Origin of the sequence: Streptococcus sp. HMSC062B01, from assembly GCF_001811085.1 — a bacterium.
GTDB lineage: Bacteria > Bacillota > Bacilli > Lactobacillales > Streptococcaceae > Streptococcus > Streptococcus gordonii.
In genome coordinates, this window is sequence record NZ_KZ672782.1 from 125,279 (window position 1) to 136,443 (window position 11,165).

An 11,165-nucleotide genomic window follows, 5' to 3' on the forward strand; every position below is an offset into this window, starting at 1 on the left:
CTTTTATAATTCATTTTCTTTTGTGATGAATCGACTGATAGCAATCTCTAGATTTCCATTGCGGGTCCGCAGAGCATCCATCAACTCTTTCTCTGTCATTTTGCCGTTGAGTTGGATGATATACTTGAGTTTAAACAAGCTACCCATGTCTGATGTTTTCACTGAGGCTAATTCCAGATGATTGGTCGCTTTATCAAAAATATCATCAAAGATAGATTCATAATCTAAACTTTCAGGAATAACAATGGTCAGCTGGCGGATAGAGTGTTTCATTTGACCAAAGTTGATGGTTTCAAGAAGGATAATCGCTACAGACATAATCAAGGTAAAAGCTCCTGCAAAGACCAGGTAGCCCATACCAATCGCAATCCCGATCGTCATAGCCAGGAAAATTGAGACCAACTCCTTGGCGCCACCTGGAGCCGAACGGAAACGAATCAAGCTGAAGGCCCCCATCACAGCAACCCCAGCACCCAGACTACCATTTACCAAGAAGATGACAACGGCAATCAAGGCCGGCAATAGGGCTAGACTCATGACAAAGGACTTGCTGTAGACCGTTTTATACTGGTAGACCTTGGCCACAACCAAACCTAAGACTAAGGCAACTCCAATTGCTTCTAGCATGGTCAATGGTTTTACAGCCGTACTGGTAAAAACGTCATTAAATAATTGATTTAGCATGGTTTACAACTCCTTTGTGGTCTGTGGTTTTTTTATAGGCTACGCCATATTTAGAGAAGGATTTTGGAAAGACCTGATGATGGTCCAAAATCTCACTCAGCCAAAGCGGATAAGCTCCTGAAACCTTGATTTCCATAATGACATAGCCTTCTGGTAAGAGCTTGTCCCCATGCTTGCCATCTAATAAACTTAAATCCTCTGATCGATAAGTCAAATCATAGTCAATGGTAATCCGAACATTTGGATCTTCTATGCCTTTCATGGAATAGCGATTATAGTAGATATACATCATGGGCTGAACCTTTTGATAACGAGCCATGAGCCAGTCAATCTCCTCGCATATCTGTGAATCATCTGTCTGACCTCGATTACCCGCTAGATAGGACTCCGCCGCCAGCAAGTCTGTTGAAATCCGGCGCTTATAGACGATTTTTCGCACTTTCTTTTTGATTTCCAAGAAAACCTGGCTGTCTTCTGATGGTGTTTCATCGTAAGTCCGTACCCGCAATTTTTCTTTAAAATAAGGTTTTTCTAGAGATTCACGAATCATTTGGAAGGTAGGAGTATCGTAGTAAAGATTGCTGATAGTTGAGTAAGCATGGTCTTCTTCTACCATATGTTCCTCAAACTCCGTCAGCAAATTTGCTAAAACCTCCTTTGAAATAACGTATTTTGTTTCAAATCGCTGGAATTTATCTTTAAATGTTTTTTTAGCCATAGGACATCTCCCTTTCTAGCTGCTTGATTATTTACTTGGTTATTTTAAGTAGCAAAGCTTAAAAGAAATCTAAAAAAAACTTAAAGAAAACAAAACATCTCCCTTTTCAGGAGATGTTGCTTAGATAAAAAGGAAAAGAAAGACAGATCTCTCTTTTCCTCTTAGGATTCCGTCAAAAGACTAGACTCTTTCTTTGTTATCTGTTTGATAGACCAAGACTCCAGCAGCCATAAATAGCACTAAGACTATCATCAGGAAGCCGACTTGTCCCCCAATCTGTCCCCCCATAGAAATGGTTTGACGAAGACCAGATACCGAGTAACTCATCGGTAGCCAAGGATTGATGGCTTGGAAGATCTTATTGGTCAACTCAAGCGGATAGGTCCCTGCACTAGAGGCCAGCTGCAAGAGCAAGAGAATCAGAGAAGCAAAAGCTCCGAGTTTGCTATCCCATGTTACCAAGGCAGTCACAAGAGCCATGAAGGTCATGCTGGTTAAGATAATCAAACCAAGAGTTGCCAATTCATGGTTGGCAGATAGTCCTATCAAATGGACAGCAGCGTAAACCAACACCCCAGCTACAACTGAAATTACGCCATTTACTTCTAGGCGTGCTTTGAACCATTCCCATTTGGTCTTTGGTTCTTTTCCTGAAGGAAGTGTGCTAAAGATGATATTGGTTGAAATAGCAGCTACAAAGAGGGCTACAGAAATCATATAAGGAGCCATCCCTATTCCGTTTTTCTCAACCTTATCTCGGTCTGTCTTGTGAAGGCTAAGTGGATCTGCTAGAATCTTGGCATTATCCTCCTTAGTTGTGACTGTTGATAGCTTGTCACCTGCTTCTGTCAGACCACTAGCCAAGTTCTCGCTCCCACTTGTTAAGGATGATAGCTTATTCGTCAACAGACTGCTACCATCGACCAGTTTTCCTGATCCATTAGCCAATTGGCTTGCACCATCTACTAATTTCCCGAAATTAGCTGTCAGTTCAGGTGATTTAGAGGCCAATTGACTTGCTCCAGCTGATAGAGTTGCTGAGTTTGTTAGTAAGCTAGAATTATTAGCCGCTAAACCACTAGCTCCCTCAGAAAGTTTATTGACGGCATTTGTATAATCCGTCACTCCTTGAGCCAATTGACCGGCGCCACTTGATAATTTTTCATTTAAGCTATCTACACCGGAAGCAATTTGACCAGCTCCCCCGCTAGCTGTTTCAAGGCCAGCGCTAACCGTTGACAAGCCACCATAGAGACCATTGATCATGTTGGCTGCTTGTGGCAATACCTGATTAGAGACAGCCCCCAGCTGAGCCAACTGTGTTTGGCTGGCAGTCTTTCCTGCTTCCAGACTGGTCTTCATGGTCATCACTTCTGATAAAATAGCCTGAGCAGATTGATCACTACCCGCTTGACTACCACTAACCGCCGCATCAATCTCCGCCTTAGCCTCTTCAGAAAGACTCTGATATGCACTCGTCCCTTGGACATTGGCTAGGGCAGCTGTTTTAACAGCTTGATTGTCATTGATGATGTTTTGAGCAGACGCTGCTATATTCGTCAAGGATGCCTCAATATTTTCTGTTGAAGCTGAAGTTCCTGAGAGAGACGCCTGAATGCTTGCATTTAACTGGTTCAGAGCAGCTGTCAAATTGCTGACATTTTCCTGATTGCTAGTAAGGCTCATATCTACCGATTCCTTCAGAGCAGTTAAACCAGTATTGAGCTTGGACGCTCCGCTAGCCAAAGCTTGGACACCAGCACTTGATTGAGTGAGTTGTTGGACACCTCCTACTAGATCAGCTGAACGATCCGATAGCTGATTGGCACCCGATGCAATAGTAGCTACCCCATTTGCATAAGTTGTTAACCCTTCTGAGAAGCGATTCAGTCCTGCTGATACTTGTGCAACGGCTCCTGTATAGGTTTCTAAACCTGAGTTTAATTGAACCGCTCCATCTGCCAAACTGCTTGTGGCCTGATTCAGAGTTTTTAAGTTATCCGTAATGGTCTGACTACCCGCACCCAACTGCTGGCTACCCGAAGCTAATTGCTGGGCTCCATCTGAGGCCTTATCCATTCCCGTCTTTAGCTCTCCCATATTTTTAAATAGAGCACTTGTATAAGTATTGGTCACGTTTTGCGCTACCGTCTGCTTTAAAGAAGTCATGGCTGAGTCGCTCATCTTACCAGCAATGAAACTCCGACCACTCGAGATCTGATAATCAATTTTCATTTGCTTAGGTTCGCCACTTAGGACACTGGCTGCCCGCTCTGACAAATTACTCGGCAGAGTGACTACCATATAGTAGTCACCCTTCTTCAAGCCATTTTTGGCATCCTCTTTACTGACAAAGTGGAAGTCCAGATTTTTATTCTCCTTGAGGCTGGAAACAAGATCGTCACCAATCGCTAGGGTCTTCCCTGAACTTGTCACAGCCTTATCCTGATTAACAACTGCCACTGGCAAGTTCTCTACTTGTCCGTACGGATCCCACATAGAGCTTAAGAAAATCACATTGTACAAGGCTGGAATCAAAGAAACACCTAACATTACAATGATAAAGCTTGGTTTTTTAAAAATAGCTTTCCATTCTTTTAACATATTTACCTCCAAAAAAATTATACATACTGTCTAAATTTTGATATACTAGATTATACACCAATCCAAAATTATTACAAGCTAAAGAATTCTAAAATTAGACATACTGTACAAATTTGTTCGAAAGGATGAAAAAAATGGAAAGTAATAAAAGAAAGAAAACCAAGATGACCATTGAACAAGCTATGGTCCAACTATTGAAAGAAAAAAGCTTTGAATATATTTCAACCGTTGAGCTTGCCAAAACTGCAGGTATCAGCCGAAGCAGTTTTTATACTCATTATAAGGATAAGTACGACTTGATCGAACGCTATCAGCAAGGCCTCTTTCAAAAACTTGAAACGATTTTTGAGGAATATTACAATGACCGACAGCAGGCCATCTTAAATGTCCTCGACTTCCTGGAAAGCGAACCCCTTTTCTCTGCCCTTCTGTCGGAAAATGGAACAAGGGAAATCCAAACCTTTTTAAGACACAAGTTTCAAATGATGCTTCACCAAGAGTTGCAAGAACGCTTCAGTAATAAGGAATTCAGTCAGATTGAAAAAGAATACAATTCCGTATATCTGACCAACGCCTTGTTTGGCGTCGTGCAAATGTGGATTGCTAGAGGAAAAAAAGAAAGCCCGCAGCAAATGACGGACTTCCTTCTTAAAATGCTAGGATAAGGAATTTCTTATTCGGCCAAGGACAGACTAAAGTTCTCCATGTTTCTGATGTTCGTCCATGCTTTCATCGCACTCAATAGTGGCTCGAACGATGCCAAAAGACTTGACCAGCTGGTGAACTGCCTGTCTGGTCTCTTGGCTTTTCTCGGTTTCTTTTAGACAAATGTGAATCATGGCGTATTTGTCAATACCGTCTGTCGTCCAAACGTTGAGTTGAGCAACAGCTTGAACATTGTCTAGACTCCCCAGTTCTTGATAGAGCTGACCCAGATCAATATCGCTTGGAACATGATCCAGAAAGATCTTGATATTATCCCAAAACTTAGGAAGAGCCTGACTGAGGATAAAGACAGCAATTAACAGAGATAGCAAGGGATCTAGGAAATACCAATCCGTAAATCGTAAGACGATAGACACTAAAATAACCGCTAGCCAACCCAGAATATCCTCTAGAAAATGCAGACTGAGAATAGACTCATTGTGACTATGGCCGTGGCTGACCACCTTGCTGGCTGCCAAGTTAACCAAAATAGCCACAATTCCTAGGACCAGCATCCCGTTATAATCGACAGGTTCTGGGGCGAAGATCTTGGGAACATTTTCCCAGAGGACCAAGAGCGAACTTATAATCAAAATAATGGAAGTCAGAATGGCTCCCAGCAAACTGTAACGCTTGTAGCCCAATGTATAACGGCTGTCTTCTTTTTTATTGGAAATCTTTTCTAAAAGCGTTGACAGGCCAATTGCCAATGCATCCCCTGTATCATGGACGGCGTCAGCCAAGACAGCACTGGAATTGAAGGACAAACCGAAAATAACTTCAATAATGGCGAAGGACGAATTCAAAAGAAAAGCAATCATCATTTTTTGACTTGATTTCATGGCAACCCTCTGTGACATCTGACATTTTTATAGTATAATATATTCAAAAGCAAACACTTTGTTCGATTCTATTATCCATCTTTTTAGAAAAGGAAACAAGAAGCAAATCACCAGCTTTGTCAGATAAGAGATAAAAGACTGATTTTGTTCGGAAATACTATGGACAGACGAGTAAAAAAATCACGCGCAGCCATTTACCAAGCCTTTCTCAGCCTCTTGCATCGTAAGAGCTATGAAGCCATCACTGTTCAAGAAATCATCGACCTGGCCGATGTGGGGCGGTCGACTTTTTATGCTCATTTCGAGACCAAAGAAGCCCTGCTAGAGGAGCTCTGTCAAGAGCTCTTCCAGCACACCTTTCTTGAGCGTCCTGATGGAAAGGACCTATTTGAAGCGACCGCCCATATTTTCTATCATTTTCGGAAAAATCAGGATCGAATCGCTACTCTGCTTCTAGCAAAAAATACCTACTTTATCAATCGCCTGAAAATTGAGCTGGAACATTACCTCTTCCCTCTAATTCAGGAAAAAGGCTTGATGAACAAGGCCCGTCTGCCACAAGATTTTTTGAAAAATCACGTAACAGCTACCTTTGTTGAGACTGTATCCTGGTGGCTGCAACAAAGAAATCCCATCGATGAGGCCACCATCAGCCAATATTTTTTAGACTTGATGAAGTAAGAACTTTGTATTAAACACTTAGAAAACTATTGTTTGAGGAGAATTTTATGAAAAAACATTCTGCATTTTTTGTCCCAGGCATTATCATGGTTGGGCTTGTTTTACGGACACCTTTTGCCGTTTTGCCGATTGTCCTATCGGATATAGCTGATGGCCTCCACGTTTCACTCAGCTCACTCGGGCTCTTGACCAGTTTACCTCTAGTCATGTTTGCCCTTTGTTCCTCTTTCTCCCCTCGCTTGGCACAAAAATTTGGGCTTGAAAAACTCTTTACAATGGTCCTAATCATCTTGACAATCGGATCTCTTATCCGGATCATTAATCTCCCCTTCCTTTATGTAGGAACTATTATCCTAGGAGCAGCTATTGCTTTACTAAACGTTCTGCTGCCTAGCATCATTCAAGCCAATCAGCCCGAACGCATCGGTCTTTTAACGACCTTTTACATCTCCGCTATGAGCCTATCGATTACAGTAGCTTCTGCTCTGGTTGTTCCTATCGTTAGTGCCACCTCTTGGCAAGGATTAATTTTAGCTTTAAGCGCCATTTGTCTCTTGGCACTCTTGGTATGGCTCCCTAATACGAAACACAATCACTTCCTAGCAAGAAAAGGCAAAAATCATCCAATCGGCGCCCTGCTGAAAAACAAAAAAGTCTTGGCCCTCATCGTATTTTGTGGCTTGCAGTCCTTGCTCTTTTACACAGCAGTGACCTGGTTACCAACCTTGGCCTTGCAAGCTGGTCTATCAAAAGATGCAACGGGTATTCTCGCTTCGATCTTCTCTTTGATTAGCCTGCCATTTTCTATGACAATACCAAGTCTCACAGCTCGTTTATCCGCTCGTGGACGCCTCATCATGATATCTTGCGTTGCAGCTTCTGGACTCATTGGTGTCTCTATGCTCCTAATTCCGACCAGCAATTTCTTTTACTGGCTGATCCTCAATCTCCTTCTTGGAGCTGCAGTCAGCGCCCTATTCCCTTATCTTATGGTAACCTTCTCTCTTAAGACCAGCACTCCTGAACAAACAGCTCAATTATCTGGTTTGGCTCAAACAGGTGGTTATATCCTTGCAGCATTAGGACCTAGCCTTTTTGGTTTCAGCTTTGACCTCTTCCAATCTTGGACACCTGCCATTATTGGTCTTTTGATTCTAACGTTGATTATGACTGCTTCTCTTTTCTATATTGAGAAATTCGATAAGATTTTGTAACATCTAAAACCGCTTAGTTAACCTAGGCGGTTTTACAATTTGTAGACTAAATTACCAGCCAACACTTATCTCTCAACGCTCCAAACAACTTTTTTACATTCTGATAAATATTTATATATGTTACAATAATATTACATAGACAAACAAAGAGCAAACAAGTCAAACCCTTGATAGCGCTGTCTTTTATCTGTTTTTCCTCTGTATTTTATGTAACGAAATTATTAAGCAGGTATGATAATTCAATGTCATATCCATTTTTTTATTGCGTCAAAAGCTTGAATCATATACTATGTAAGTAGAAGGAGGGATATGATGAAAAAATCAACAATTTATTTATCTCTAATTACACTAGTTTCACTCTTCTTTTTGGCTGCCTGCGGAAATTCTGCAGACAAGGATACAAAAGAAAGCTCAAGCTCAAGCGTATCTTCTTCATCTAAGGCCAGCTCTTCAAGCAAAGAAGACAGCTCAGCATCCTCTGAAAGCGGCAAAGCTAAAGTTAAGGTTAACGGAGGCCAAAACGGTGGCAGCGTTAACGTAGAAACTGATGACGCTAAAGTAGAAGCTGACGGCGATGGCTCAGCTACTGTTGAAGCTGGCAATGAAAATGCTAATAGCAATGGAAATGTTAACGTAAACGAAGACGGCGTTCACGTACAAGGTGGCGGTGTCGATGTTAAAGTTGGAAGCGACGGAACAGTTAACGTCCAAACTCCATAATCATAAAGCTATTTCGAACATTATAATACCCAAAAAGCCAAGCACTGCTTGGTTTTTTTTGATTGTTTATTTTATACTCCGAGCCAAAAGACTTACAAAGCATTAAAGAAACTTGAAAACACTTAATCTCTGTGCTATACTCTTTTTAGACAAACAGGGAGGGACTAGTATGTACCAAGAACAACGCTTGGCTGAAATCTTAGAGCTCTTGGCTGAGAAAAAACAGCTATCAGCCAAGGATATGATTGAGCATTTTCAGGTTTCTAAAGATACCATCCGACGAGATTTTTCGATTTTGAGCGAGCGTAAGCTTGTGCAACGCACTCACGGAGGTATTATCCCACTGGACACTAACCAGCAAATCCCCTCCTTTAACGACCGTCTCAAACAGCTGAGCCAAGAAAAAAAGGCTATAGCTCGAAAAGCGCACGACTTTCTCAAGCCGGGGCAGATTGCCTTCTTTGATGTCTCAACCATCGTTCTCCATCTGGCACAGCGCATCAAGGAGCCTATGACAATCTACTCCCACTCGCTGGATAATGCGATCATGCTGAGCAGTCAGGACAAAGTAGACTTTCACCTCTTAGGCGGAAAATTTTATCCAAAAAACCGATTCTACTACGCGCTCAATGAAGCAGAGCTGCTAGAGCAGATTTCCTTTGACATTGCCTTTATCGGGGCAGCTAGTGTCTCTGATGGTCTGGTTAGCTTTGAAGACGAGGCTGATGCTCACCTGAAAAGACTGGCTTTGAAGCACGCCAAGACTAAGATTCTGCTGGCCGAGCAAGACAAGTGGCAGAAAGAGTCTAAGTACATCCTGGGGAATGTCAACGACTTTGACTACTGGATCACGGACCAAGAGCCCAGCCCTGAAGTCCAAGATAAGCTAGGAGACAAGCTTCAGATCATTTATTAAATCAGTTCATTCGTTACAAAGGAGGACGAGCCATGACAAGCCAACCGATTCGCCTGATTATCAGCGACATTGACGGTACCATTTTAGACAACCAGCACCAAGTAGATCCTGACCTCAAAGACATCATTCCCCTGCTAAACCAAGAACAAATCCCTTTCGTACTGGCTTCTGCCCGCTCACCTCTGGGTATGGAGCCCATTGCCCGTGAGCTGGGGCTGGGAGATAATCCGCTGGCCTGCTACAACGGTGCTCTGGTCATCAAGGGTGACCCGCAAGCTTACGAGACCATTATCGAGCACCCTCTAGACAAGAAAAAGATCCGCACTTTTCTAGAACTGGTCAAAGCTGAATTTCCTAGTGTGTCCATCAATCTCTACTCTGGCAAGGATTGGATTGCTGACCGTCTGGATAAGTGGGTACAGATAGAGGCAGCTATTACAGGTGAGCAGCCAGTCATTCAGAATGTTCTTCTGCCAGTACTGGATGTGCTAATCCCTATCCATAAGCTACTTCTTATCGACGAAGCGCCTGTCATCCAGAAACTCCATGACTACCTACAGACCTTAGACTTTCCCAAGACAGCCTTCTATCTCTCTAAGGACAACTACATGGAAGTCACGGCCAAGCATGTCTCCAAGGAGCAAGCCTTGTACGAAATTGCCCAGCACTACCAAGTGCCACTAGAAGAGGTCATGACAATCGGAGACAATTTCAATGACCTTCCTATGTTGCGACTGGCAGGACTCGGCGTCGCTATGGGCAATGCCCCTGAAACAGTCAAAACCGAGGCAAATGCTGTCACCAAAAGCAACAATGAGCACGGAGTCGCAGAAGCTATCAAAGAATATGTCCTCGACTGAGTTTGCGAAATGGCTCAGATACCCCAACCTTAAAAATCAGCAAAATAATTTGAATTAAGGATTTAGTTCTACATTGGCTAGGACTAAGTCCTTTTAGCTTGTTTTTTGTTTTAGGCTTAGTGCATCACCTGAAATTTTCTTTATATACTAAATGAAAAATAGGTGCTAGATAGAGACTGAGATATGGTAGGTAAAAGAAAACCACCTGAATTGATGTTCAGGTGGAATAGCAACTTCAAATAGAAATAGGCCTGAACAAAAAGCCCCAGGCATACTATTTCTTCGATAGACTATCTTTTTCCATTGTATGCATCTCGTGAAGAATAGCTGACTGCACAGCCAATAAGCGCTAGAGAAGAATCGCTCAACCTAAAAGAAATCGTTCCTGTATCCGATTACGATATGAAAGATAAAATAGGATAAAAGTATAACGATTATTTGCTCTTTTTCAATTGATTATAATAATCATTCGAGCGAATTTTATTCTTTTCTGCAATATTTTTATCTTCCATTGGGATAGATTCCAATCCATTATTTGCAGAAATTAATTTTGCCATTTTTGAATCAGCTTTCTCAAATTCTGCTGCTACAGAATTTAAATAGTTATTAAGATTCTCTACCGTAGTATGAATATCTGCTGAAGCCTCATCCAATAAGGTATTGCAGTCTGAAAATAATTCTGTAGACTCATCATCAACCCACTCTGAAGCATCATTTTGACCTCCTGACGCTACTGCCGCATCTAAGCGAACTGATGTTTCGTAAATTTGATCTGTATTAATCTGTCTCTTTTTCCCCATTTGCTTTTATCCTTTCCTGTGATTTTTTAGTTTCCGCTATCAAAGGCTTTTAAACTATCTAGTGCTAGATCCTTATTACCCGTTTCAGTCAAAGCCTGTTGATAAACGATGTTTCGCAAATTTGTGGCATATTAATTTGCCTCTTTTTTCCTATTTGCGTTTATGCTTTCCTGTGCTTTTTTAGCTTCCGCTTTGGACCAATCAATGAATTCTTGGTAATTATTTAAAGGAGTTTCTTCGTTCGTTTCATAATCCTTTGCGATTATATCTAGCTTATCCTGACCAACTGGCGCAAACCAATGACGAAGATCTTCATAAAAATTCGATGGAGAGACTAGACCTCTACGATACTGAATTTCTGTAATTCTATTTTTCTTTAAACGCTTTACCAAGTCAGGAAACTCATGGCTAAAGTTAATAT

The 11,165-nt window shown here is 41.8% G+C and carries 11 protein-coding genes and 1 pseudogene; 6 read left to right on the forward strand and 6 right to left on the reverse strand.

Going from position 1 to position 11,165, the window contains the following annotated elements; all coding sequences use genetic code 11:
- Positions 1–3: 3 nt before the first annotated feature.
- From HMPREF2780_RS05860 to HMPREF2780_RS05870, 3 genes are all read right to left on the reverse strand, one after another.
- Positions 4–684, reverse strand: coding sequence for a DUF4956 domain-containing protein (locus HMPREF2780_RS05860; protein ID WP_061582611.1), 681 nt, complete (start codon positions 682–684; stop codon positions 4–6).
- On the reverse strand, positions 665–1,402 hold the full coding sequence (locus tag HMPREF2780_RS05865) for a polyphosphate polymerase domain-containing protein (protein ID WP_105026358.1): 738 nt from the start codon (positions 1,400–1,402) through the stop codon (positions 665–667). The genes HMPREF2780_RS05860 and HMPREF2780_RS05865 overlap by 20 nt, the downstream gene beginning before the upstream one ends.
- A 180-nt stretch (positions 1,403–1,582) precedes the next feature.
- On the reverse strand, positions 1,583–4,006 hold the full coding sequence (locus HMPREF2780_RS05870) for a YhgE/Pip domain-containing protein (protein ID WP_105026359.1): 2,424 nt from the start codon (positions 4,004–4,006) through the stop codon (positions 1,583–1,585).
- Between the two features lie 134 nt (positions 4,007–4,140).
- On the opposite strand from HMPREF2780_RS05870, the gene HMPREF2780_RS05875 reads away from it, so the two are divergent.
- Entirely contained in the window at positions 4,141–4,671 is a 531-nt protein-coding gene (locus HMPREF2780_RS05875; protein ID WP_061600727.1) for a TetR/AcrR family transcriptional regulator, read from the forward strand.
- Positions 4,672–4,698: 27 nt separating this feature from the next.
- Here HMPREF2780_RS05875 and HMPREF2780_RS05880 read toward each other — a convergent pair whose 3' ends face one another.
- On the reverse strand, positions 4,699–5,553 hold the full coding sequence (locus tag HMPREF2780_RS05880; RefSeq protein WP_105026360.1) for a cation diffusion facilitator family transporter: 855 nt from the start codon (positions 5,551–5,553) through the stop codon (positions 4,699–4,701).
- Between the two features lie 159 nt (positions 5,554–5,712).
- Here HMPREF2780_RS05880 and HMPREF2780_RS05885 point away from each other — a divergent pair, with 159 nt between their 5' ends.
- From HMPREF2780_RS05885 to HMPREF2780_RS05905, 5 genes are all read left to right on the forward strand, one after another.
- Positions 5,713–6,234: a TetR/AcrR family transcriptional regulator gene (locus tag HMPREF2780_RS05885; RefSeq protein ID WP_011999637.1), complete on the forward strand. Its 522-nt coding sequence runs from the start codon at positions 5,713–5,715 to the stop codon at positions 6,232–6,234.
- A gap of 47 nt (positions 6,235–6,281) precedes the next feature.
- Entirely contained in the window at positions 6,282–7,448 is a 1,167-nt protein-coding gene (locus tag HMPREF2780_RS05890; RefSeq protein WP_045634510.1) for an MFS transporter, read from the forward strand.
- 309 nt (positions 7,449–7,757) lie between these two features.
- On the forward strand, positions 7,758–8,168 hold the full coding sequence (locus HMPREF2780_RS05895) for a hypothetical protein (RefSeq protein ID WP_105026361.1): 411 nt from the start codon (positions 7,758–7,760) through the stop codon (positions 8,166–8,168).
- A gap of 169 nt (positions 8,169–8,337) precedes the next feature.
- Entirely contained in the window at positions 8,338–9,084 is a 747-nt protein-coding gene (locus HMPREF2780_RS05900; protein WP_045634511.1) for a DeoR/GlpR family DNA-binding transcription regulator, read from the forward strand.
- Positions 9,085–9,116: 32 nt separating this feature from the next.
- A complete protein-coding gene (locus HMPREF2780_RS05905; RefSeq protein WP_105026362.1) occupies positions 9,117–9,944 on the forward strand; it encodes a Cof-type HAD-IIB family hydrolase in 828 nt (275 codons plus the stop codon).
- 434 nt (positions 9,945–10,378) lie between these two features.
- Here the strand turns inward: HMPREF2780_RS05905 and HMPREF2780_RS05910 are convergent, their stop codons facing one another.
- Positions 10,379–10,744, reverse strand: coding sequence for a hypothetical protein (locus HMPREF2780_RS05910; RefSeq protein ID WP_061594266.1), 366 nt, complete (start codon positions 10,742–10,744; stop codon positions 10,379–10,381).
- Between the two features lie 131 nt (positions 10,745–10,875).
- A pseudogene (locus HMPREF2780_RS05915) lies at positions 10,876–11,165 on the reverse strand (hypothetical protein); the annotation flags it as partial.